The organism is Pseudomonas sp. FP453, from assembly GCF_030687495.1.
Lineage (GTDB): Bacteria > Pseudomonadota > Gammaproteobacteria > Pseudomonadales > Pseudomonadaceae > Aquipseudomonas.
In genome coordinates, this window is the sequence record NZ_CP117435.1 from 4,587,922 (window position 1) to 4,611,363 (window position 23,442).

At 62.0% G+C, this 23,442-nt stretch carries 16 protein-coding genes and 2 pseudogenes; 8 read left to right on the forward strand and 10 right to left on the reverse strand.

What is annotated here, in order from left to right; all coding sequences use genetic code 11:
- Positions 1-2 precede the first annotated feature (2 nt).
- From PSH87_RS20745 to ppsA, 5 genes are all read right to left on the reverse strand, one after another.
- On the reverse strand, positions 3-248 hold the full coding sequence (locus PSH87_RS20745; protein WP_025854229.1) for a hypothetical protein: 246 nt from the start codon (positions 246-248) through the stop codon (positions 3-5).
- Between the two features lie 86 nt (positions 249-334).
- Complete coding sequence (locus PSH87_RS20750; protein WP_207041693.1) at positions 335-1,330, reverse strand: zinc transporter ZntB; 996 nt, start codon at positions 1,328-1,330, stop codon at positions 335-337.
- Positions 1,331-1,354: 24 nt separating this feature from the next.
- Entirely contained in the window at positions 1,355-1,846 is a 492-nt protein-coding gene (gene rraA, locus PSH87_RS20755; RefSeq protein ID WP_017739561.1) for a ribonuclease E activity regulator RraA, read from the reverse strand.
- A gap of 188 nt (positions 1,847-2,034) precedes the next feature.
- Complete coding sequence (locus PSH87_RS20760; protein ID WP_305430922.1) at positions 2,035-3,012, reverse strand: alpha/beta fold hydrolase; 978 nt, start codon at positions 3,010-3,012, stop codon at positions 2,035-2,037.
- 106 nt (positions 3,013-3,118) lie between these two features.
- Positions 3,119-5,494 (reverse strand): phosphoenolpyruvate synthase, encoded by a 2,376-nt coding sequence (gene ppsA, locus PSH87_RS20765; protein WP_124526656.1) that lies wholly within the window; start codon positions 5,492-5,494, stop codon positions 3,119-3,121.
- Between the two features lie 178 nt (positions 5,495-5,672).
- Here ppsA and PSH87_RS20770 point away from each other — a divergent pair, with 178 nt between their 5' ends.
- Positions 5,673-6,491, forward strand: coding sequence for a pyruvate, water dikinase regulatory protein (locus PSH87_RS20770; protein ID WP_017739558.1), 819 nt, complete (start codon positions 5,673-5,675; stop codon positions 6,489-6,491).
- Between the two features lie 117 nt (positions 6,492-6,608).
- On the opposite strand, the gene PSH87_RS20775 is transcribed toward PSH87_RS20770, so the two are convergent.
- Positions 6,609-8,033: a PLP-dependent aminotransferase family protein gene (locus PSH87_RS20775; protein WP_305430924.1), complete on the reverse strand. Its 1,425-nt coding sequence runs from the start codon at positions 8,031-8,033 to the stop codon at positions 6,609-6,611.
- 160 nt (positions 8,034-8,193) lie between these two features.
- On the opposite strand from PSH87_RS20775, the gene PSH87_RS20780 reads away from it, so the two are divergent.
- From PSH87_RS20780 to PSH87_RS20810, 7 genes and pseudogenes are all read left to right on the forward strand, one after another.
- Positions 8,194-9,087 (forward strand): DMT family transporter, encoded by an 894-nt coding sequence (locus PSH87_RS20780; protein WP_177325364.1) that lies wholly within the window; start codon positions 8,194-8,196, stop codon positions 9,085-9,087.
- Between the two features lie 23 nt (positions 9,088-9,110).
- Positions 9,111-10,973 carry a molybdopterin-synthase adenylyltransferase MoeB gene (moeB, locus tag PSH87_RS20785; RefSeq protein WP_305430926.1) on the forward strand — a complete coding sequence of 621 codons (1,863 nt, stop codon included), beginning with the start codon at positions 9,111-9,113 and terminating at the stop codon, positions 10,971-10,973.
- Positions 10,974-10,988: 15 nt separating this feature from the next.
- The gene (locus PSH87_RS20790) at positions 10,989-11,903 is read left to right on the forward strand and encodes a PLP-dependent cysteine synthase family protein (protein ID WP_017739554.1); all 915 of its coding nucleotides are present in this window, start codon (positions 10,989-10,991) and stop codon (positions 11,901-11,903) included.
- A 37-nt stretch (positions 11,904-11,940) separates the two neighbouring features.
- Positions 11,941-12,933: a serine O-acetyltransferase gene (locus PSH87_RS20795; RefSeq protein ID WP_257781156.1), complete on the forward strand. Its 993-nt coding sequence runs from the start codon at positions 11,941-11,943 to the stop codon at positions 12,931-12,933.
- Between the two features lie 2 nt (positions 12,934-12,935).
- Positions 12,936-13,664 carry an alanyl-tRNA editing protein gene (locus tag PSH87_RS20800; RefSeq protein WP_257781155.1) on the forward strand — a complete coding sequence of 243 codons (729 nt, stop codon included), beginning with the start codon at positions 12,936-12,938 and terminating at the stop codon, positions 13,662-13,664.
- Positions 13,665-13,901: 237 nt separating this feature from the next.
- Positions 13,902-15,648: pseudogene (locus PSH87_RS20805) on the forward strand (ABC transporter permease).
- A gap of 15 nt (positions 15,649-15,663) precedes the next feature.
- Positions 15,664-16,986 (forward strand): nitrate/sulfonate/bicarbonate ABC transporter ATP-binding protein, encoded by a 1,323-nt coding sequence (locus tag PSH87_RS20810; RefSeq protein ID WP_305430929.1) that lies wholly within the window; start codon positions 15,664-15,666, stop codon positions 16,984-16,986.
- Positions 16,987-17,162: 176 nt separating this feature from the next.
- Here the strand turns inward: PSH87_RS20810 and PSH87_RS20815 are convergent, their stop codons facing one another.
- The 4 genes and pseudogenes from PSH87_RS20815 to acnD all read right to left on the reverse strand — a co-directional run bounded on the left by PSH87_RS20815 (position 17,163) and on the right by acnD (position 23,280).
- Positions 17,163-17,441 carry a hypothetical protein gene (locus PSH87_RS20815; protein ID WP_305430930.1) on the reverse strand — a complete coding sequence of 93 codons (279 nt, stop codon included), beginning with the start codon at positions 17,439-17,441 and terminating at the stop codon, positions 17,163-17,165.
- Between the two features lie 420 nt (positions 17,442-17,861).
- Complete coding sequence (gene prpD / locus PSH87_RS20820; protein WP_305430931.1) at positions 17,862-19,346, reverse strand: 2-methylcitrate dehydratase; 1,485 nt, start codon at positions 19,344-19,346, stop codon at positions 17,862-17,864.
- Between the two features lie 139 nt (positions 19,347-19,485).
- Positions 19,486-20,676 (reverse strand): 2-methylaconitate cis-trans isomerase PrpF, encoded by a 1,191-nt coding sequence (gene prpF / locus PSH87_RS20825; protein WP_017736129.1) that lies wholly within the window; start codon positions 20,674-20,676, stop codon positions 19,486-19,488.
- 11 nt (positions 20,677-20,687) lie between these two features.
- Positions 20,688-23,280 (reverse strand): annotated as a pseudogene (acnD, locus tag PSH87_RS20830) (Fe/S-dependent 2-methylisocitrate dehydratase AcnD).
- Positions 23,281-23,442 lie beyond the last annotated feature (162 nt).

Genomic DNA, 23,442 nt, shown 5'->3' on the forward strand with positions numbered 1-23,442 from the left:
ATTCAATCAGCCTTATCAGCAGTGCGAGCAAGAGGTTTACGACGGGAAACCGGTGATACGTGGGCCGAACCGTTGTTCAGGGCCATCATCAACGCCGGCACCCAACGCCCGAGCAGACCGAACAAATCACCCGCCCCTACCTGACGGTTGGCGGTTTTCAACACGCGGCCCAGGCAGGCATCGTCGTCCCGGTTGGACGGCGAAGCATTGAGCATGTCACGCAAAGACTGTTCGAACGGATCGTGCATAAAGACCTCTCGCAAGTGTTTTAAAAGACGAGGGTTAAATTCTTGGGGTCACATAGGACCCTTCCTACGTTCAGGTCATATTCAGGTCAAACCCAGCGCAATCGTCGAAATAGCCACCATTGTCCCAGTGCCACCGACACCATCAACAAGCATGCAATCACAAACCCATAGGGGCTGGCGGAGAACGGAATCCCGCCCACATTGATCCCCAGCAAGCCGGTCAGAAAGCTCATCGGCAGGAAGATCCCGGTGATGATGCCAAAACGGTACATCGTGCGATTCATCCGCACGCTCAAGCGCCGGTCTTCGGCTTCCAGCACAAGCCCCACGCGCTCCCGGGTCAATTCAAGCTCTTCCAGGTAGCGGGTCAGGCTGTTGTTCAATTCGTTCCAATAGTCGGCATCGTCGTCGCAGAACCACGGCAATTTGATCCGCGTCAGCTGGGCAAAAATATCCCGTTGCGGCGCGAGGAATCGCTTGAGCCCGGCCGCTCGCCGACGGATCTGCAAAACGCTGCCGTGTTCCGGGGTATACCGTTCGTCGGTATCGAGTTTTTCTTCCTCGGCATCGACGATTTCGGACAGGTCCGTGACCAGGTCCTGCACTTTATTGGTCAGGTACTGCGCCATATAAAGGATAAGTTCTGACGCCGTTTTAGGACCTTTGCCATCCGCCAATTGCACCAACAGCTCATCGGTGGCGCGCAATGGCCGCAAACGCAGGGAAATCACGCGACTGGCTGCCGCGAAGATGCGCACCGAGACCATGTCTTCCGGCTCGGCACCCGGGTTGAGGTTGACCCCGCGCAGGAACAGCAGCAACTCGGCGTCCGGCAGCGGCAACAGGCGCGGGCGGGTGTTCTCCTCCAGCAGCAGGTCACAGGCGAATTCGCTCAAGCCACTGGATTTGCGCAGCCAGGTCTGCGTCTGGGGATGGCTGCGATCCCAGTGCAGCCACAGGCTTTCCTGGGGCTGCAGTTGCAAGTCGTCGAGCTCAGTCCGGGCAATCGAACGCGCACCGCCTTTACCGTCCAGCACCAGGGCGTGCACCAGCCCCCATTGCGCGTTTTCTTCCTCGAACATCCTCACCCCATCGGCTATTGCGGTTTATTCAGGCATTTTCAGCGGGCTTGGCGACACGATCACGCCATTGTTGTCGGCGTAGATGTATTCACCCGGGCGGAACGTCACGCCGGCAAACGTGACCACCACGTTGAGGTCGCCGATACCGCGCTTGTCGGTCTTCATCGGGTGGCTGGCAAGCGCCTGCACCCCCAGATCGGTTTGCGCGATGACGTCGACATCACGGATGCAACCGTAGATCACCAGCCCTTCCCAACCGTTTTTCGCAGCCTTTTCGGCGATCATGTCACCCAGCAAGGCGCGGCGCAGGGAACCACCACCATCGACCACCAGCACCTTGCCAGCGCCCGGCTGCTCGGCTTGCTCCTTGACCAGCGAGTTGTCTTCGAAGCACTTGATAGTGACGATCTCACCACCAAAGGAGTCTCGGCCGCCGAAGTTGCTGAACATCGGCTCGACGACCTGCACCAGCTCCGGGTAGGCGTCGCACAGGTCGGGGGTCACGTAATGGTTCATCGAAAAAATTCCTTTCTGTCAAAGAAGTGTCTTTCAAGGAAGTACCGGTCGAAGCCGGTGGGAAACATCCCACCCGCGCCACCGCAACGCAATAGCCACTACGCGACTGAATATGACCAGAAGCGTCCGGCGCGTCATATCTTAGCCGTAACCGTAATGGAGCGAAACGCCCGTGGCTGAGCGTTGCCTCAAACCTGGGTGACGGCCCCGGTCAAAGGTGTAAGCGGGTCCTTCAACCACTGCGCCACCAGCGGCCACACTTCAGCTTGCGCCGCCTTGCTGACCAGCATCTCTACGTGGCCGAAATCCCCGCTGAAACCCTGCTGGCGCCCCAGGCACAGGTATTGGCGATGCTCGGAGCCCACCTGTTCGAACAGCTTGCGACAGGCCCAGTCCGGGTCTTGAAGGTCGCCGGCAGCACTGACCGCCAAGAGCGGCACCTCGACGTCGGCCAGGCCTTTCCACCAATCATTCTTACCTTCGCCAAACCGTCCGAACAAGCCGTTCCAGCGCATGGCCTCGATCAGCACGCCCGCCGGTTCGTCCTCCGGGCCGCGCTTGAACCGTGTGCCGGAAATCTCGCCGAAGCGTTTCAACAGCAAGCGGCCGGTCCACTCCAGCGGCGGCAGTTTCAACGGCCAATGCGTGCGACTGACCTGACAGCCAAACAGTGCCACCGAAGCCGCTGCCGGCGCGCCCAGGTGTTGCCCACCCAGGGCGGCAGCCAGGCTGGTGGCGCCCAACGAATGACCGACCCAATGCGGGATCTGCCCGCTTTGCTCACGCACAAACGCCCCAATGGCCGGCAAATCGTAGCGCGCATAGTCCGCGACACGATTGCGCGCGTAGTCATGATTGCGCTTGGACAGGCCATGCCCACGCATTTCCGGGATCCACACATCAAACCCCTGGCGTGCCAGGTGGGCGCCCAGGCCGAGCCCCTTGGGCGAATACCAGAAGCGGCGGTTGGAAAAACTGCCGTGCAACAAAATAACGGGGATGCCCCGGTTTTCCGGGACATCGGCCTGGCCCAAACGGGTAACCGCCAGCTCGACGGTGCCGTCGGGACTGTTACCGGGTTTGAGGCGATAGACATCTTCACTCAGGTCGCCACGACGTTCAGCGCTGATCAGGGCGACGGGAAACAGGTTGCTGCTGCTTTGCATAATGCTCTTGCACAAAAAAGGGCGGCGTCCGCGAGGAGGCCCGCCCTGTACAGATAAGAATGCCGGCCACCCTCAACGAGTGACCGGCACTTTTGACGTACCGACCTTAGGCGGACGCTTGGCCTTCCGCCAGGAAGAACCAGGTTTCCAGCACGGAATCGGGGTTCAGCGAGACGCTCTCGATACCCTGTTCCATCAGCCATTTGGCCAGGTCCGGGTGATCGGAAGGGCCTTGGCCGCAGATACCGATGTACTTGCCGGCCTTGTTACAGGCCTGGATGGCGTTGGCCAGCAGCTTCTTGACCGCAGGATTCCGCTCGTCGAACAGGTGCGCAATGATCCCGGAGTCGCGGTCCAAGCCCAGGGTGAGCTGGGTCAGGTCGTTGGAGCCGATGGAGAAACCGTCGAAGAATTCCAGGAACTCTTCGGCCAGGATGGCGTTGGACGGCAGTTCGCACATCATGATCACGCGCAGGCCGTTCTCGCCACGGGACAGGCCGTTCTCAGCCAGCAGATCCACGACCTGGCTCGCTTCGCCCAGGGTGCGCACGAACGGCACCATGATCTCGACGTTGGTCAGGCCCATCTCGTTACGCACGCGCTTGAGGGCGCGGCATTCGAGTTCGAAGCAGTCGCGGAACGCTTCGCTGATGTAACGCGAGGCGCCACGGAAACCCAGCATCGGGTTTTCTTCTTCCGGCTCATAGAGTTTGCCGCCGATCAGGTTGGCGTATTCGTTGGACTTGAAGTCCGACAGGCGCACGATGACCTTTTTCGGGTAGAACGCTGCCGCCAGGGTGCTGATGCCTTCCACCAGCTTCTCGACGTAGAAACCCACCGGGTCGTTGTAGCCGGCGATGCGCTTGTCGACGCTTTCCTTGATGTCCAGCGGCAGGCCGTCGTAGTTCAACAGGGCCTTGGGGTGCACGCCGATCATGCGGTTGATGATGAACTCCAGGCGGGCCAGGCCCACACCGGCGTTCGGCAACTGCGCGAAGTCGAAGGCGCGGTCCGGGTTGCCGACGTTCATCATGATCTTGAACGGCAGGTCGGGCATGGCGTCGATGGAGTTTTGCTTGATGTCGAAGCCCAGCTCGCCTTCAAAGATGAAGCCGGTGTCGCCTTCGGCGCAGGAAACGGTGACGCCCTGACCGTCTTTCAACAGTTGAGTCGCGTTGCCGCAGCCCACGACCGCAGGAATCCCCAGTTCACGGGCGATGATCGCCGCGTGGCAGGTACGTCCGCCACGGTTGGTGACGATGGCGCTGGCGCGCTTCATCACCGGTTCCCAGTCCGGGTCGGTCATGTCGGAGACCAGCACGTCACCTGGCTGGACTTTGTCCATTTCGGACACGTCCTTGATGATCCGCACCTTGCCGGCGCCAATGCGCTGGCCGATGGCACGGCCTTCCACCAGCACGGTGCCGGTTTCTTTCAGCAGGTAGCGTTCCATGACATTGGCCGAAGTGCGGCTCTTCACGGTTTCCGGGCGAGCCTGCACGATGTACAGCTTGCCGTCGTCGCCATCTTTGGCCCACTCGATGTCCATCGGGCACTTGTAGTGCTTTTCGATAATCATCGCTTGCTTGGCCAATTCGCTGACTTCAGCGTCGGTCAGGCAGAAACGCGCGCGATCAGCCTTGTCGACGTCAACGGTTTTCACCGAACGGCCGGCCTTGGCTTCGTCGCCGTAGATCATCTTGATGGCCTTGCTGCCCAGGTTACGGCGCAGGATGGCCGGGCGACCGGCTTCAAGGGTGTGCTTGTGGACGTAGAATTCGTCCGGGTTGACCGCGCCTTGTACGACGGTTTCCCCCAGGCCGTAGGCTCCGGTGATAAACACCACGTCACGGAAGCCCGATTCGGTATCGAGGGTGAACATGACGCCGGCGGTGCCGGTTTCCGAACGCACCATGCGCTGCACGCCGGCAGACAGGGCTACCAGCTTGTGGTCGAAACCTTGGTGTACACGGTAGGAAATTGCGCGATCGTTGAACAGCGAGGCGAACACTTCCTTGGCCGCGCGGATCACGTTCTCCACGCCACGGATGTTCAGGAAGGTTTCTTGCTGACCGGCGAAGGAGGCGTCCGGCAAGTCTTCGGCGGTGGCCGAGGAACGTACGGCGACGGCCACGTCCGGGTTGCCGGCCGACAGTTCGGCGAAGGCGGTGCGGATTTCTTCGTTGAGCTTCTCGGGGAACTCGGCGTCCATGATCCATTGGCGGATCTGGCTGCCGGTCTTGGCCAGGGCGTTGACGTCATCGACGTCCAGTGCGTCCAGCGCGGCGTGGATCTGAGCGTTGAGGCCGCTCAGTTCGAGGAAATCGCGGTAAGCCTGGGCCGTGGTGGCAAAACCACCCGGCACCGAAACACCAGCGCCTGCAAGATTACTGATCATCTCGCCGAGGGATGCGTTCTTGCCCCCCACGTGCTCTACATCATGGACGCCGAGCTTATCGAGGGAAACTACGTACTCTACCAAGGTGATCTCTCCACTAACTGTGTTGGAAAAGCTCAGGACGCCGGCTGCTCAGTAGGAGCTTTCGCCAGCGCTTGTGGCCTGGACCTGGAAAATAAGTGAGAATGCGGCCCACTGCGGGACGGCAAAATCGCGCCTATCATATCCAAGATTCGTCATCAGCTTAAGGCCCAGGGCTCAAATGAAACGATCTGCTTTCTTTATCTCCGACGGCACCGGCATCACCGCCGAAACATTGGGTCAAAGCCTGTTGGCGCAGTTCGAAAACATTACCTTCGCCAAATTCACGCGGCCTTATATCGACAGCGTGGATAAAGCGCGGGCCATGGTACAACAAATCAATCTGGCGGCTGAAAAAGACGGCTTTCGGCCGATCATTTTCGACACCATTGTCAATCAGGACATTCGTGAGATCCTCGCGACTTCCAATGGTTTCATGATCGACATCTTCTCGACGTTCCTTGCGCCACTGGAACAAGAGCTGAGTGAACACTCCTCATACTCGGTAGGAAAGTCCCATTCCATTGGGCACAACTCCAACTATATGGAGCGTATCGAGGCGGTGAACTTCGCCCTCGACAACGACGACGGCGCCCGCACGCACTACTACGACAAGGCCGACCTGATCCTGGTGGGCGTGTCCCGCTGCGGCAAGACGCCCACCTGCCTCTACATGGCCATGCAGTTCGGCATCCGCGCGGCCAACTACCCGCTGACCGAGGACGACATGGAGCACCTGACGCTGCCTGCGGCCCTGCGCTCGCACCGCCACAAGTTGTTCGGCCTGACCATCGACCCGGACCGCCTTACCTCGATCCGCAACGAGCGCAAGCCCAATAGCCGCTATTCCAGCTACGCGCAGTGCGAGTTCGAAGTGCGTGAAGTGGAAAATCTGTTCCGTCGCGAGAATATTGCGCATATCAATTCCACCCACTTTTCGGTGGAGGAGATTTCCGCGAAGATTTTGGTGGAGAAGGGTGTGGAGCGTCGGTTCAAGTAGTTGTGTCGTCTGGGCTGGCCTCTTCGCGGGCAAGCCCGCTCCCACAGTTGACTGCATTTACACATCAACATGTGGGAGCTGGCTTGCCTGCGATGAACGATAACGCGGTAAACCTGCCTACAACTGAAACCGCCCTCCACCCTGCCCCAGCGCCGTCGCCAACGCATCAAACCCCGCCAACAACAGCTGGTCATCCCCCGATGTATTGCAGACACTCGCCCGAATAAACTGCGGCACCGCCGTCTGCCCTACGGCAAACGCCTCGGCCGTGGCGATCAGGTAATTATTCTGCTTGAGCTCCGCCTCGATTTCCGACGCGCGCCACGGTTCCGGGACTTCGATCCAGAAGTGCGGGCTGTTGAGGTGCGTGCGGTACTCAAGCCCGGCCAACACCCCCTCGACCAGGGTTTTGCGGCGACTGATCTCGTTGATCTGCTGACGCAACAGGTATTCCGCAGTGCCGTTTTCGATCCACTGTGTCGCCAGTTCCAGCGTCACCGGCGTGGCCATCCAGCAGGTCGAGCGCAGCGCCGCCGAAATACGGCTGACCAGCGCCGGCGGTGCGTGCACATACCCCACACGTAACCCGGCCGACACCGCCTTGCTCAGACTGCTGATCAAAATCGTACGCTCGGGCGCGAAGTGACTGAGGGGCGGTGGACGATCTTCCACCAACACGCCGTGGGCCTCGTCTTCGAGAATCAGCAGGTTGTGTTCCCGGCAGACCCGGGCCAATGCCTCCCGGCGCGAAATCGACAGGACCGCCGTCGTCGGGTTCTGAATGGTCGGCGTGCAATACAACGCCGAAACCCGGTGGTTACGACAGACTTCTTCCAGCGCACTCGGCAGCACGCCCTCTTCGTCCATCTCCAGGCCGATCAGGCGCACGCCAAGCATACGGGCTGCGGTGATCAAGCCCGGGTACGTCAATTGTTCGGTGACCACCGTATCGCCAGCGCGCAGCAACGCCATCATCGCGCAGAGCAAACCGTGCTGGCCGCGGTTGACGCAGATGACCTGCTCGGGAATCGGATGAAAGTCACGCTGTACCAGCCATTGCGCGCCGGCTTCGCGGTAACGCGGCAGGCCGGCATCGGGTGTGTACGCACTGATGTCCTGAAGGAACTTGGCGTTGGTCGCCAGGGTTTGCAGGCTCTGGGAAAGAAAGGCCGTCTCTTGCCCGGGGATATGCATGTTGCGGCTCATGTCGAAGAACTGGCGCGGCTCCTCGCTGAAGTTGCGAAAACCTTCATCACGTTGGCGCTCCATCCCACGCTTGCGCACGAAAGTGCCGTCACCCACCCGCGCCACCACCAAGCCCAGGCGTTCCAGTTCGCCGTAGGCCCGGCTGATGGTGCCGATGGTCACCCCAAGATTGTCGGAAAGCACCCGATGGGGCGGTAGCTTTCGTCCTGGTTCAATCAGCCCTTCGAGGATGCCCCGTTCCATGACATCGGACAGGCGCTTGTACTTCACGCCCTGCCCGCTGGACAACCCCTCACGCATAATTGACACCATGTCAATATTTGTTTTGACAGCCATCTTTCGCCCTAATAGTGTGCTTTTACGGGTTCAATCGCCGAATTTAATAACTCATTACAAGTTCAATATAGAGTTCAATTCCGGCTCAGGGAAGTAATAAACGATGCCAATGTCCGCCGTTCTCGAAAACGCTGAAAAAACCAAATCCCAGAAACAGTGGTTGGCCGGCCTGGTCACCAGCCTGATGTTTCTCATCGTGTGCCTGAGCTGGGGCACCACCTGGCTGGGGATCAAGATTGCCGTGGAGAGCGTGCCGCCGCTGACGTCCGCGGGCCTGCGCTTCCTGATCGCCTTCCCGCTGTTCCTGTGTTTTGCCATGGTGCGCCGCGAGCCGATCCTGTTCCCCCGGGAAAGCCGCTGGTTCTTTGTGTTCGTGACCCTCTCCTACTTCAGCGTTCCCTATTACCTGCTCAACTACGGCGAGATGCATGTGTCATCCGGCCTGACCGCCCTGCTGTTCAGTTGCATGCCGGTGTTCATCCTGATTTTCTCCGCGCTGTTCCTGCGCGAGCGCATCTACTTCTCCCAGGTGGTCGGCATCGGTATCGGTTTCGGCAGCCTCTACATGATCATCAAGAGCCAGGGCCTGCACCTGGACCACGCCGAGTTCTTCGGGGTGCTGGCGATTCTGACCGCCGCGATCATGCATGCCTTGTGCTACGTCATTACCAAGCAAAAAGGCAGCGCCATCAGCGTGATCACCTACAACACCCTGCCCATCGGCATTGCCGGGCTGATGCTGTTCGTGGCCGGGCTGTGGTTTGAAACCCCCAGCTTCGACAGCATCACCCTGCGCTCCTGGAGTGCGCTGTTCTACCTCGGGCTGGTCGCCTCGGTCGGTGGCTTCATCGTGTACTTCATGCTGCTCAAGCGCCTGAGCCCGATCATCCTGTCGTTCGTGTTCATCATCTTCCCGGTGTTCGCGGTGATCATCGGCGCCTGGTACGAAGGCGTGGCGATTTCCCGCGACCTGATGCTGTATTCGGCCATCCTGCTGGCCGGTTTTGCGATCACCAAGTTGCCGGTTGAAAAACTCCTGGCCAAGAAAAAATGACTTTCAACAGACGCGAGAGAAACATGGACGTCCTCCGCCCCAACGCCCTGGAACAGATCTACGCCCACGCCAGCCGCAGCTATCCTGAGGAATGCTGTGGGTTCGTCTTCGCCGACGGCAGTGTGCACCTGGGCAGCAATATCCAGAACGAGCTGCACCGCAAGAACCCCGAGATCTACCCGCGCACCGCCGCCAACGGCTACACCTTCTCGGTGGCCGACACCCTGCTGCTGAACAAAGCGTTTCGCGGCGACAACCCGGTGGTGGTGATCTACCACTCCCACCCCGACGTCGGCGCCTACTTCAGTGACGAAGACCAGGACAAGGCGCTGTTCATGGGCGAACCGATCTTCCCCGTGAGCTACCTGGTGGTCGATGTTCGCCAGGGCCAGGCCCTGAGTTCAAAGCTGTTTGCCTGGGATGGCAAGCATTTCGCCCTTAACCCTTTCAACGACCTGCACACGGAGTTGTCCATGAACGCTGTCTCTTTCCCCGACATTCTGGTTCGCGTGGCCAAGCTGCCGGAATCGACCCTTGAGGGCACCGGATCGACATTGCGCGAAGTCATTGAAAACCTCTGCGAAAGCCACCCGCAATTGCGCCCGCATCTGTTCCACGAAAAGAACAACCAGCTCAAGGAACACTTCCTGTTTACCGCCGAGGAAGAGCTGATCGGCGCCGACGATCCACTCCCCGGGAAAGCCCGGATCGAAGTGTTGCTCGCCACGTCCGGCGGCATGGATGTGGAGACGTTGAGCAATGAAGAAGTGCAACGTTATGTGCGCCATATCACCCTGCCGGGCGTCGGCCGCGAAGGCCAGTTGAACCTGAAGAAAGCCAAGGTGCTGATCATCGGCACCGGCGGCCTGGGCTCGCCCATCAGCCTCTACCTGGCGGCGGCCGGCATCGGCACCCTGGGCCTGGTGGATTTCGACGTGGTGGAAAGCAGCAACCTGCAACGCCAGATCGTCCACGGCAACAGCACATTGGGCATGCCCAAGGTCGAGTCCGCCAGGCAGCGCCTGCAGGACCTCAACCGCCATATCCAGATCAACGCCCACGACACCGCCCTGAATGCCGACAACGCCCTCGAGCTGGTCGGCGCCTACGACCTGGTGATCGACGGCACCGACAATTTCGACACCCGCTACCTGGTCAACGACGCCTGCGTCCAGCTGGGCAAACCCTTGGTGTACGGCGCCATCTACCGTTTCGACGGGCAGATCAGCGTGCTCAACTATAAAGGTGGGCCGTGCTACCGCTGCCTGTTTCCCCAGGCGCCGCCCGCTGAGCTGGCACCCAATTGCAGCGCCGGCGGGGTCATCGGCGTGCTGCCCGGCGTGGTCGGGATGATCCAGGCCACCGAGGCGATCAAGTTGCTCATCGGCATCGGCGACCCCCTGTCTGGCCGCCTGATGCGCTTCGATGCGCTGGCAATGAAATTCAGCGAGATCCGCTTCAAGCGCCGCGCCGACTGCCCGTGCTGCTCGGAGCTGCGCCACAGCGCAAGCCAGGCACCAGCGGTGTGGGCCGACGCAGTGCCGAGCACGCCGTCGCTGGCCGCAGAACGCTACATCAAGCCGCGCGTGCTCAAGCAACTGCTCGAACACCCGCGCAGCGCCGACGTACTGCTGGACGTGCGCGACGCCAGCGAGCTGGAAGTGTGCAAATTGCCCGGCGTGGTGCACATCCCCTTGGCCGAGCTGGATGGACAACTCGACAGCCTCAGCCGCGACAACACCCACTACCTGATCTGTTATGCCGGCACCCGCGCCGAGCAAGCGGCCACCACCCTGCTGGCGGCCGGTTTCGCCAACACCAAAGTGCTGCAGGGCGGCATGAAGCATTGGGTGCGCGACGTCGAACCCGACATGCCTTTGTATTGAGCCGGGGGCTGACTGATGCTGCATAACTCCATTCTCGACGTCATCGGCCATACGCCGATCGTACGTCTGGCGCAGTTTTCCGAAGACCTCGGCATCGAGGTCTACGCCAAGCTCGAATCCCTCAACCCTGGCGGCAGCCACAAGGCGCGTATCGCCCTGGGCATGATCCTCGACGCCGAGCGCCGTGGCGTGCTGATCCGTGACGCCGGGCAAACCATCATCGAGCCCAGCGGCGGCAACACCGGCATTGGCCTGGTGATGGCGGGCAACGTGCTGGGCTACAAAGTGGTGCTGGTGATCCCCGACAACTACAGCCCCGAAAAGCAGAAGCTGCTGCGCCTCTACGGCGCCAAGGTGGTGCTGTCAGACAGCCGCCTCGGTAACAATTCCCACGGCGAAAAGTGCCTGGAACTGCAACTGGAAAACCCCAGCTACGTGATGCTCAACCAGCAACGCAATGGCGCCAACCCGCAAACCCACCGCGACACCACCGCACCCGAGATCCTGCGCGCTTTTGGTGAGCGGCGCGTGGACTACTTCGTCAGCGGCATCGGCACCGGTGGCCACATCACCGGCATCGGCGAAACCCTCAAGGCCGCCTGGCCGGAGCTGCGCGTCATGGGCGTGGAGCCGGAAGAGTGCGACCTGCTGAAAAACCAGCACGCGCCGCACCATATCCAGGGCCTGTCGATCGGCCTGATCCCCAGCATCCTCAACCTGGATGTGCTGGACGGCATGCTCAAGGTGTCGCGCCAGGAGTGCATCGACATGATGAAACGCATCATGCGCACGGATGCCATCAGCCTGGGCCTGTCCTCGGCCGCCAACATGGTGGCCATTGCCAAGCTCGCCCCGGAGCTGCCCACCGAAACAGTGGTACTGACCATGGTCTACGACAATGCCGACAGCTACCTGCCCAGTTTCGAATAAGCGGTTTCCCAACCATCCAGAATGCGGGGGTGCCTCCATGGGGGGGTTTATTGACATGCAACAGCTGCACGATGAGTTGCTCACGCACCTCATCAAGACCCTGACGCCTGCGCAGATGAAGCAACTGGAACCGCACCTGGCGCCCTTGGTGCAGAACGCCGCCCAGGCCGTGGCCGAAGACTTGATCGCCTACGCCTACCGTGATCCCGCCTCGCGTGGCCGGGGTGAGCTGATCCTGGAGTCCTACGCCTCGTTCAAGGCGGTGCTGTTCTACCGCCTGGCGCATTTGGTGTGGAACTTCCCCGACCAGGTCAACGGCGTGTTTTCGCGCATGGCCCTCAAGCTCAGCAACCAGGGCAAGATCCTCTCCGGCGCCGAGATCCACCCGGCGGCGCGTATCGGCCGGCGCTTTGTGCTGGACCACGGCTACGGCACGGTGATCGGCGAGACCTGCGAGATCGGCAACGACTGCTACATCCTCTGCGGCGTGACCCTGGGTGCCCGTGGCATCGCCAATAACCCGGACGGCAAGCGCCACCCGCGCCTGGGCAACAACGTCGAGATCGGCTCCGGCGCGCGGGTGCTGGGCTATGTGCTGATCGGCGACAACGTGTTCATCAGCCCATCCTGCGTGATCACCCAGGACGTGCCCGCAGGCACCAAGGTCAAGGTGGTCAACCAGGTGCAACTGCAAAAAAACGACGAGTCCGAGCACAGCAATTACCTCGGCGCCTTCGCCCTCGACGAGCGCCTGCACGTGGTCGGCGAAATCAACGCCAACCACAAGGTCACGGTGCTCGACGCCGACTTTCACCCCTTGCAGGGCCTGATGCTGGAGCCGACGGTGAAAGAGCGCCACCACCTGCAATTTCGCCTGCACCGCATTGAAGCCGATAGCCACCTGCCGCGCCTGCCACTGAACCTGAAGGTCTGCGGCCCGGAATTTGAAATCACCCTGCTTTCCCCCCCTGGCTTGAGTGCAATGGTGCGTCATCTGTTGCAAACCAGCCCTTTGAACGTCGGAGGTTGAACATGTCCGTGCACACCATGGAAACCCTGGCGCTGTTCGACAGCGCGCCCTACCAGAATGCGTTCAGCGCGCGGGTCATCGCCGTCAGCGAACACGGCATCGCCCTGGAGCACACGCTGTTCTACCCCACGGGCGGCGGGCAACCGGGCGACACCGGGCACTTCACCCTGGCCGATGGCACGCGGGTCGAGGTCGTCGGCACCGTGCGCGACCCGGTGCTGCGCTCGATCATCTGGCACCAGGTGGAACACTGCCCCGAACAATTGACCTCGGGCGTGCAGGTTGACGCCGGCCTCGATTGGGAGCGGCGCTACCAGCACATGAAGATGCACACCTGCCTGCACCTGTTGTGCTCGATCATCGACGCCCCTGTGACCGGTTGCAGCATCAGCGCCGACAAAGGTCGCCTGGATTTCGACCTGCCGGAAATGACCCTCGACAAGGACAGCATCACCCGCGACCTCAATGCGCTGATCGAACAGGCCCACACGGTGAAGGCCCTGTCGATGCCCGCCTCGGAGTATTCGACCCTGCTGCAAATCACCCGCACCCAGGCGGTTGCGCCGCCGGTGGTGCAAGGCTCGGTGCGCATCATCGAGATTGCCGGGGTGGATATCCAGCCGTGCGGCGGCACCCATGTGATCAACACCGAGGAAATCGGCCGGGTGTTCTGCGAGAAGATCGAGAAGAAGAGCAAGCACAACCGCCGGGTCATCCTGCGTTTTGAATAACCCTCAAGCGCCTGGGGCGCCAATGCCCCAGCCGCTTTTCGTACAGCGAACTGACAGGAAATTTATCCGCTTGTAACATTCAGAAACGTATCATCCCACCAGCAGCCATCGTCCTGATGCGCGGCTACTTGAACCTCCAGGAAAGCACACCCGCCCGTTCCCGGAGGGTCTTTCGTACAGAAGCCATGCTCACCCCATCGCCGCCCCTGAACCTGAACGCAGCAGGAATGACTGCCTATGAATAAAGTGCTCCGTCACTACATACCAGCCTCCACCTTGCGCTTGCTGCCCAATCGCTGGGACCTGTGTCGCCCTGCCGTTGGTGATCGGCTTTCTGCTGTTTTTTTCCATCACCGCACGGGAAACCTGGGCGCCCATCGACACGTTGCAGAGTGAGGTCATCTCCCTCGACCCGGCCAACCTGCCGGAATACGCCATGCGCACCACCCTGCGCATGCTCGCGGCGATGGTGGCGGCGCTGGTGTTCACCTTCCTCTACGGCACCCTCGCGGCAAAAAGCCGGCGCGCCGAAAAACTCCTGGTGCCGGTGCTCGACATCCTGCAATCGGTGCCGGTACTCGGTTACATCTCGTTTACCGTGACCTTCTTCCTGCTGCTGTTTCCCGGCCGTGTGCTCGGCGCCGAGTGTGCGGCGATCTTTGCGATCTTCACCAGCCAGGCCTGGAACATGACGTTCAGCTTCTACCAGTCGCTGCGCATGTTGCCCCATGACCTGGTGGAAGTGTCCACCAACCTGCGGCTGTCGGGCTGGCAACGTTTCTGGAAGCTCGACGTGCCCTTCGCCATGCCCGGCCTGGTGTGGAACATGATGATGAGCATGTCCGGCGGCTGGTTTTTTGTGGTCGCTTCCGAGGCCATCACCGTCGGCGACAAGACCATCACTTTGCCCGGCGTGGGTTCGTACCTGGCCCTGGCCATCGCGCAGAAAGACCTGCATGCGGTGGGGTACGTGATCCTCGCGATGATCGCGGTGATCCTGATCTACGACCAGTTCCTGTTCCGCCCGCTGGTGGCCTGGGCCGACAAATTCCGCATGGAAACCACCGCTTCCCAGGGCGCCGCGCCGCAATCCTGGGTGTTGAACCTGATCCAACGCACGCGCATGGTCCAGCGCATCCTGCGCCCCATCACCCGCAGCATCAGCCGTATCGGCAACAAACGCTTCAGCCTGGCCGGTGGTGCGCTCAAGGCGCTGCCGAGCGAATCACCGGCAGCCTCCAAGGTGATCGATTGGGTCTGGGGCACGTTGATTGCCGTGCTCACCGCCTACGCGCTGTACCACATCGTGATGTACGTCGGCACCGAAGTGACCTTCGCCGAGGTCGGCCATGTGTTCGTGCTCGGCTTGATCACCCTGATGCGTGTGACGGGCCTGATCCTGATCGCCTCGCTGATCTGGGTGCCGCTGGGGGTGATGATCGGCCTGCGCCCGCGCCTGGCGCAAAAGATCCAGCCCGTGGCGCAGTTCCTCGCGGCGTTCCCGGCAAACCTGCTGTTCCCGGTGTTTGTCATCGTGATCCTGCACTACCACCTCAACCCGGACATCTGGCTCAGCCCGCTGATCGTGCTCGGCACCCAGTGGTACATCCTGTTCAACGTGGTGGCCGGTGCCAGTGCGTTTCCCAATGACTACAAGGAAGCCGCCGCCAACTTCCGCATTCGCGGCTGGTTGTGGTGGCGCAAGGTGATGCTGCCGGGGATTTTCCCCTATTACGTCACCGGCGCGATTACCGCCTCCGGTGGTGCGTGGAACGCCAGCATCGTTTCCGAGTACGTGTCCTGGGGCCAGGACAACGTGGTCGCCCACGGCCTCGGCGCCTACATCGCACAAACCACCGCTGCCGGCGACTTCCCGAAGATCGCCCTGGGCGTGGTGGTGATGTCGATCTTTGTGGTGGCCTTCAACCGCGCGGTCTGGCGCCCGATGTACGCCCTGGCGGAAAACAAACTGCGTCTGAATTGAGGGGGATGCACCCAGATGACTACCACGACCGAACACACCGCCGACACCCCGCAAATCTATTCGCTGAAAAATGTGAACCGGGTGTTCGGCAAAGGCAAAGATGAACTGCACGTGCTCAGCGGCGTCGACCTGAGCCTGCACGAAGGCGAGATCGTCGGCATGCTCGGGCGCTCCGGCTCCGGCAAATCCACCCTGCTGCGCATCATTGCCGGGCTGATCCAGCCGTCATCAGGCGAGGTGCGTTACCACGGCGTGCCACTGACCGGCCCGGCCGAAGGCGTGGCCATGGTGTTCCAGACCTTCGCCCTGTTCCCCTGGCTGACCGTGCTGGAAAACGTCGAAGCAGGCCTGCAAGCCTTACAGGTCGAACGCAAAGAAACCCGCCGCCGCGCCCTGGCCGCCATCGACCTGATCGGCCTCGACGGTTTTGAAAACGCCTACCCCCGCGAGCTGTCCGGCGGCATGCGCCAGCGCGTCGGGTTTGCCCGTGGCCTGGTGGTCAACCCGACCCTGCTGCTGATGGACGAACCCTTCTCCGCCCTCGACGTGCTCACCGCCGAAACCCTGCGCACCGACTTGCTGGACCTGTGGAGTGGCAAGCAACTGCCGATCAAGTCGATCCTGATCGTGACTCACAACATCGAAGAAGCGGTGCTGATGTGCGACCGCATCCTCGTGCTGTCCTCCAACCCCGGCCGTGTGGTCGCCGAGATCAAGGTGCCGTTTGCCCACCCGCGCAACCGGCTGGACCCGACCTTCCGGCAAATGGTCGATGACATCTATGCGCTGATGACCGACCGGCGCAGCGCCGATGCCAGCGCCGGCAAGCCCGAGCTGAAAATGAGCAGCCTGCTGCCGGAAGTCTCCACCAACCTGATGGCCGGCCTGATCGAAACCCTGGCCGCCGAGCCCTACAACGGCCACGCCGGCTTGCCCACCGTGGCCGAGCGGCGCTTGCTGGAAGTCGATGACCTGTTTCCCGTGGCGGAAATGCTCGAGCACCTGGGCTTCGCCGAACTCAAGGGCGCCGACATCACCCTCACCGACGCCGGCAAGTTGTTTGCCGACTATGGCACCCAGGAACGCAAGACCCTGTTCGCCGAGCACCTGATCCAGCATGTGCCGTTGGCCGCGCGCATTCACCAGGTGCTGCTCGAACGCAGCGGGCACCGCGCGCCACGGGTGCGTTTCGAGCAGGAGCTGGAGGACTCGATGACCGAGGCCTTCGTCGAAAAAACCCTGGAAAGCGTGGTGGCGTGGGGACGGTATGCGGAGATTTTCTCGTATGACGACCATACCGAGACATTCAGCCTGGAAGATGTTGAAGGCAGCCTGTAAGCCCTTCGCGTTGAATGAACCACACCTAAAGAAATGTGGGAGCTGGCTCCCACATTGACTGTAGCGTTGCCCACCTGAAAAACACGATCACAAGCCTTGTTGACTGGCGATGGCTCCCCCGCGCTTGAGCGCCCGGTTCAACACACGCCGCGTGAAGGTGCGGGCGGGCTGTTGGGTTAAGCGCTGAGACCGTCGAAGAACTGGTCGATTTTGCGCAGCATCACCTCTCTGTCCTGGTGCCCGAACCGATCATCCAACGCACTCAAGCGTGAGAGCGGCGTCGGGCTGTGTTGTACAGACCTGACATCGCCGACGAACGAGTCAACGTTGCCCGCTATCACCTCTCTGTCCGGGAGTCTGACCCCCTCATTCAACCCACTCAAGCGTGAGAGCGGCGTCGGGCTGTTGGGTACAGCCCTGATATCGACGGCCAGCTGGCCTACGCCATCGTGCATCAGGCTACCTCCCCGTGGGGTGGACCCGTCGACGCGAGACAGCGGCATTGGGTTTTGCAAACCCGCATGGGTTGCAAACAGCCCGCGCGGTAGTGACGCCATCGTCCCCTGAGGCAGCGCTGGACCTGACACAGTCATGTGCCCGGAGCGGGCCTGGGCACTGTCTGCGTACCGGATGGGCGCAGGGGGCGCAGACAATTCAAAACTGGCGTAGTGAGGCGCATAAGCCTGTGGATGTGTGCAAATCATTGAAGTACCTCTTCAGATTCAAGGTTTAGCTCGGGGAGCACTTGGCGGGCGACCGGTAACCACCGGTCGCCTGACTATCTGATTGGCATTTATCCGAAAACGGTTCCGCAAATGTAGGAAGCGCGAACCGCCGAGTCTTCAGGCTTCAAGCCTGGCCCTTGCGCAGGCTGTTCACACCACCCACAGATCGACAAACCGATTCACCGGCGTGGCCTCAAGCTTCGCCTGATCCTTGCACAACGCAAAAATCTCCCCGCTGCGCTGCGCGGCAAACCGCGTGGCCAGGTTGGCCTTGAACTTGTCTTCCAGCAACGGAATGCCCTCCACCCGGCGCCGACGATGGCCGATCGGGTATTCCACCGCCACTTGCTCGGTGCTGGAGCCGCCCGTGAAAAACACCTGCACGGCGTTGGCAATCGAGCGCTTGTCCGCTTCCAGGTATTCGCGGCTGTAGCGCGGGTCTTCGACGATGACCATCTTGTCGCGCAACGCGTCGATGATCGGGTGCGCAGCGTGGAACTCATCCTCGTACTGCTCGGCCACCAGGTTGCCGAACGCCAGCGGCACGGCGGTCATGTATTGCAGGCAGTGGTCGCGGTCGGCGGCGTTGGCCAGTTGGCCGACCTTGGAGATGATGCGGATCGCCGACTCATGGGTGGTGATTACGATGCGCTCGATTTCATGCAGGCGATCCTTGACCAACGGGTGCAAGGTCACGGCGGCTTCGCAGGCGGTTTGCGCGTGGAATTCAGCGGGAAAGCTGATCTTGAACAGCACGTTTTCCATCACGTAAGTGCCGTAGGGCTGGGACAGGCTGAAGGCGCGCTTGTCCTCGGGCTTGAGGGCCAGGTCCTTGTTGGTGTGGCTGAACAGCACGTCGTAGAACCCCCATTGCGGCGCACTCAAGACGCCGGGGATGCCCATTTCGCCACGCAGGGCGATGTCGGCCAGGCGCACGCCGCGACTCGACGCATCCCCCGCCGCCCACGATTTGCGTGAGCCGGCATTCGGCGCATGGCGGTAAGTGCGCAACGCTTGGCCATCGACAAAGGCATGGGACAAGGCCGCCAGCAGTTGCTCGCGGTTGGCGCCCATCAGCTTGGCGGTGACGGCGGTGGAGGCGACTTTCACCAGCAGCACGTGGTCGAGGCCGACGCGGTTGAACGAGTTTTCCAGGGCAATCACGCCCTGGATTTCGTGGGCCATGATCATCGCGTCCAGCACCGCGCGCACGGTCAGCGGCGCGTCGCCGTTGGCCACGCGCTTTTGCGAGAGGTGGTCGGCCACGGCGAGGATGCCGCCGAGGTTATCCGAAGGGTGGCCCCATTCGGCGGCGAGCCAGGTGTCGTTGTAGTCGAGCCAGCGCACGATGCAGCCGATGTCCCAGGCGGCCTTGACCGGGTCGAGTCGGAACGAAGTGCCCGGCACCCGTGCGCCGAACGGCACTACCGTGCCTTCGACAATCGGCCCCAGGTGCTTGGTGCACTCGGGGAAACGCAGGGCCAGCAGGCCGCAACCCAGGGTGTCCATCAGGCAGTTGCGGGCCGTGTCCAGCGCGGCCGGGGAGTCGATCCGGTAGTTGAGGACGTAGTCGGCGATGTCCTGCAAGACCTGGTCGTAGTCGGGGCGGTGGTTCTGGTCGACGTTGGCGCTCATGGCAGTACTCCAAGAATGGGTTGGGGTTGGTCCTCGGGCTCACGGTTAATCGGGTTTTGGCCGGTCTGGTTGCCTGCCTTGGAATAGAGATCCCTTGTGGGAGCGGGCAAGCCCGCTCCCACAGGGTTAGTGTGATGTTTTAGAAGGCATCGCCGGGAATGCGCACAAAGCCCTCCATCAACACCCGCGCACTTCGGCTCATGATGGCCTTCTTCACCACCCACTCACCGTTGACTTCACTGGCCTCGGCGCCCACCCGCAACGTGCCGGACGGATGGCCGAAGCGCACCGCATTACGCTCCACACCACCGGCCGCCAGGTTGACCAAGGTCCCGGAAATCGCCGCCGCCGTGCCAATCGCCACCGCTGCCGTGCCCATCATCGCGTGGTGCAGCTTGCCCATGGACAGCGCGCGCACCAGCAAGTCCACATCAGCGGCCTTGATCGCCTTGCCGCTGGAGGCCACGTAGTCCGCAGGCTTGGCAACAAACGCGACTTTCGGCGTGTGCTGGCGCTGGGCGGCTTCGTCCAGGTGCTTGATCAGGCCCATGCGCAGCGCGCCGTAGGCGCGCACGGTTTCGAACATCGCCAGGGCCTTGGGGTCGCTGTTGATCGCGCCTTGCAACTCGGTACCGGTGTAGCCGAGGTCTTCGGCGTTGATAAAAATGGTCGGGATGCCGGCGTTGATCAGCGTCGCCTTGAAGGTGCCGACGCCGGGTACTTCGAGGTCATCCACCAGGTTGCCGGTAGGAAACATCGAACCGCCACCGCCCTCTTCTTCCGCCGCCGGGTCCATGAATTCCAACTGCACTTCAGCGGCCGGAAAGGTCACGCCGTCCAGCTCAAAGTCGCCGGTTTCCTGCACCGCACCGTCGGTGATCGGCACGTGGGCGATGATGGTCTTGCCGATATTGGCCTGCCACACCCGCACCACGGCCACGCCGTTGTGGGGGATGCGGGACGAATCGACCAGCCCCGCGCTGACGGCGAACGAACCCACCGCCGCCGACAGGTTGCCGCAGTTGCCGCTCCAATCCACAAACGGCTTGTCGATGGATACCTGGCCGAACAGGTAGTCCACGTCGTGATCGGCGCGGGTACTTTTGGCCAGGATCACCGTCTTGCTGGTGCTGGATGTGGCGCCGCCCATGCCGTCGATCTGCTTGTCGTAGGGATCGGGGCTGCCGATCACCCGCAGCAGCAGGGCATCCCGCGCAGCGCCTGGCACCTGCGCCACGGCGGGCAGGTCGGTGAGGCTGAAAAACACGCCCTTGCTGGTGCCGCCACGCATATAGGTGGCGGGAATCTTGATTTGCGCTGCATGTGCCATGGTTACCCCCCTCAGGCCGTCGCCGCCGATTCCAGGAAGTCCTGGGCAAAACGGCAACACGCCGCCCGCCTCGTAGATCGACACTTCTTCGGCGGTGTCCAGGCGGCAGGTCACCGGCACTTCGACACGTTCGCCATTCTTGCGGTTGATCACCAGGGTCAGCGTCGCACGCGGGGTGCGCGCGCCGATCACGTCATAGGTTTCACTGCCGTCGATCTGCAAGGTGTGGCGGTCGGTGCCCGGCAGGAATTCCAGGGGCAGCACGCCCATGCCCACCAGGTTGGTGCGGTGGATGCGCTCGAACCCTTCGGCGGCAATCGCTTCCACCCCAGCCAGGCGCACGCCCTTGGCGGCCCAGTCGCGGGACGAGCCTTGGCCGTAGTCGGCGCCGGCAATGATGATCAGCGGTTGCTTGCGTTCCATGTAGGTTTCGATGGCTTCCCACATCCGCGTGACCTGGCCTTCAGGCTCGATCCGCGCCAGGGAACCCTGCTTGACCTTGCCGTTTTCCATCACCATTTCGTTGAACAGTTTCGGGTTGGCAAAGGTGGCGCGCTGCGCGGTCAGGTGGTCGCCCCGGTGAGTCGCGTAGGAGTTGAAGTCCACTTCCGGCAAGCCCATTTTCGCCAGGTATTCGCCGGCGGCGCTGTCGAGCATGATCGCGTTGGACGGCGACAGGTGGTCGGTGGTGATGTTGTCCGGCAGCACCGCCAGCGGGCGCATGCCCTTGAGCGGACGCGCCCCGGCCAGCGCGCCTTCCCAGTACGGCGGGCGGCGGATATAGGTGCTTTGCGGGCGCCAGTCGTACAGCGGCGCGACTTTCGGGCCGGTGTCTTCGTGGATCGCGAACATCGGGATGTAAACCGCGCGGAACTGCTCCGGCTTGACCGACGCCTTGACCACCGCGTCGATCTCTTCGTCGCTCGGCCAGATGTCTTGCAGGCGGATTTCCTTGCCGCTGGCGTCGAGGCCGAGCACGTCTTTTTCGATGTCGAAACGGATGGTGCCGGCAATCGCATACGCCACCACCAACGGCGGCGACGCGAGGAAAGCCTGCTTGGCGTAAGGGTGAATGCGCCCGTCGAAGTTGCGGTTGCCCGACAACACGGCGGTGGCGTACAGGTCGCGGTCGATGATCTCTTGCTGGATCACCGGGTCGAGTGCGCCGGACATGCCGTTGCAGGTGGTGCAGGCAAACGCCACCACGCCGAAGCCGAGTTTTTCCAACTCATGGTCCAGGCCGGCGTCTTCCAGGTACATCGCCACGGTTTTCGAGCCCGGCGCCAACGAGGACTTGACCCACGGCTTGCGCGCCAGCCCCAGCTTGTTCGCGTTGCGTGCCAACAGGCCGGCGGCAATCACGTTGCGCGGGTTGCTGGTGTTGGTGCAACTGGTGATGGCCGCGATGATCACCGCGCCGTCGGGCATTTGCCCCGGCACCTCGTCCCACTGGCCGCTGATGCCTTTGGCCGCCAGGTCGCTGGTGGCAACGCGGGCATGGGGGTTGCTCGGGCCGGCCATGTTGCGCACGACGCTGGACAGGTCGAACGTGAGGCCGCGCTCGTATTGCGCGCCCTTGAGGTCATCGGCCCACAGGCCGGTGTGGCGGGCATATTGCTCGACCAGGGCGACTTGTTCGTCTTCACGGCCGGTGAGTTTCAGGTAGGCGATGGTTTGCTGATCGATATAGAACATCGCCGCCGTCGCGCCGTATTCCGGGGCCATGTTGGAGATGGTCGCGCGGTCGCCCAGGGTCAGGGCCGAGGCGCCTTCGCCGAAGAACTCCAGCCAGGCGCCGACGACTTTCTGTTTGCGCAGGAACTCGGTCAGCGCCAGCACCATATCGGTAGCGGTGATGCCCGGTTGCAGCTTGCCCGTCAGCTCCACGCCGACGCTTTCCGGCAGGCGCATCCACGACGCGCGGCCGAGCATCACGCTCTCGGCTTCAAGGCCGCCGACGCCGATGGCGATCACGCCCAGCGCGTCCACGTGGGGCGTGTGGCTGTCGGTGCCGACGCAGGTATCCGGGAAGGCCACGCCGTCACGCACCTGGATCACCGGCGACATTTTCTCCAGGTTGATCTGGTGCATGATGCCGTTGCCCGGCGGGATCACATCGACGTTCTTGAAGGCCTTTTTGGTCCACTCGATAAAGTGGAAACGGTCTTCGTTGCGGCGGTCTTCGATGGCGCGGTTCTTCTCGAAGGCGTCCGGGTCGAAACCACCGGCTTCGACGGCCAGGGAGTGATCGACAATCAGCTGGGTCGGCACCACCGGGTTGACCTGCGCCGGGTCGCCACCTTGCAGGGCGATGGCATCACGCAGGCCGGCGAGGTCCACCAGGGCCGTCTGGCCAAGGATGTCATGGCACACCACACGGGCCGGAAACCACGGGAAGTCGAGGTCGCGCTTGCGCTCGATCAACTGGCTCAGGGACGCATTGAGGGTGGCCGGGTCGCAACGGCGCACCAGGTTCTCGGCGAGCACGCGGGAGGTGTACGGCAAGGTGGCGTAGGCGCCGGGGGTGATGGCCTCGACTGCCGCACGGGCGTCGAAGAAATCCAGGCGGCTGCCGGGGAGCGGTTTGCGGTGGTCAGTGTTCATCGTCAGGACTCGGTCACGGTAGGTTCACAGGACGAACGGTCGACACTGGCCTTGCTTCCTGTGGGAGCTGGCTTGCCTGCGATGGCATCACTGCAGTGTGGCAGGCACACCGAGTTGATCCCATCGCAGGCAAGCCAGCTCCCACAGAAAAGCACAGTGGCC

Excerpts from the sequence above, each read along its gene's own strand:
- prpF (WP_017736129.1), bottom strand. The coding sequence starts at position 20,676 with ATGGCACATGCAGCGCAAATCAAGATTCCCGCCACCTATATGCGTGGC.
- PSH87_RS20810 (WP_305430929.1), top strand. The coding sequence starts at position 15,664 with ATGACTACCACGACCGAACACACCGCCGACACCCCGCAAATCTATTCG.
- PSH87_RS20770 (WP_017739558.1), top strand. The coding sequence starts at position 5,673 with ATGAAACGATCTGCTTTCTTTATCTCCGACGGCACCGGCATCACCGCC.
- PSH87_RS20815 (WP_305430930.1), bottom strand. The coding sequence starts at position 17,441 with ATGCACGATGGCGTAGGCCAGCTGGCCGTCGATATCAGGGCTGTACCC.
- PSH87_RS20775 (WP_305430924.1), bottom strand. The coding sequence starts at position 8,033 with ATGGCTGTCAAAACAAATATTGACATGGTGTCAATTATGCGTGAGGGG.
- PSH87_RS20790 (WP_017739554.1), top strand. The coding sequence starts at position 10,989 with ATGCTGCATAACTCCATTCTCGACGTCATCGGCCATACGCCGATCGTA.
- PSH87_RS20800 (WP_257781155.1), top strand. The coding sequence starts at position 12,936 with ATGTCCGTGCACACCATGGAAACCCTGGCGCTGTTCGACAGCGCGCCC.
- prpD (WP_305430931.1), bottom strand. The coding sequence starts at position 19,346 with ATGAGCGCCAACGTCGACCAGAACCACCGCCCCGACTACGACCAGGTC.
- PSH87_RS20745 (WP_025854229.1), bottom strand. The coding sequence starts at position 248 with ATGCACGATCCGTTCGAACAGTCTTTGCGTGACATGCTCAATGCTTCG.
- PSH87_RS20760 (WP_305430922.1), bottom strand. The coding sequence starts at position 3,012 with ATGCAAAGCAGCAGCAACCTGTTTCCCGTCGCCCTGATCAGCGCTGAA.
- moeB (WP_305430926.1), top strand. The coding sequence starts at position 9,111 with ATGGACGTCCTCCGCCCCAACGCCCTGGAACAGATCTACGCCCACGCC.
- rraA (WP_017739561.1), bottom strand. The coding sequence starts at position 1,846 with ATGAACCATTACGTGACCCCCGACCTGTGCGACGCCTACCCGGAGCTG.
- PSH87_RS20795 (WP_257781156.1), top strand. The coding sequence starts at position 11,941 with ATGGGGGGGTTTATTGACATGCAACAGCTGCACGATGAGTTGCTCACG.
- PSH87_RS20750 (WP_207041693.1), bottom strand. The coding sequence starts at position 1,330 with ATGTTCGAGGAAGAAAACGCGCAATGGGGGCTGGTGCACGCCCTGGTG.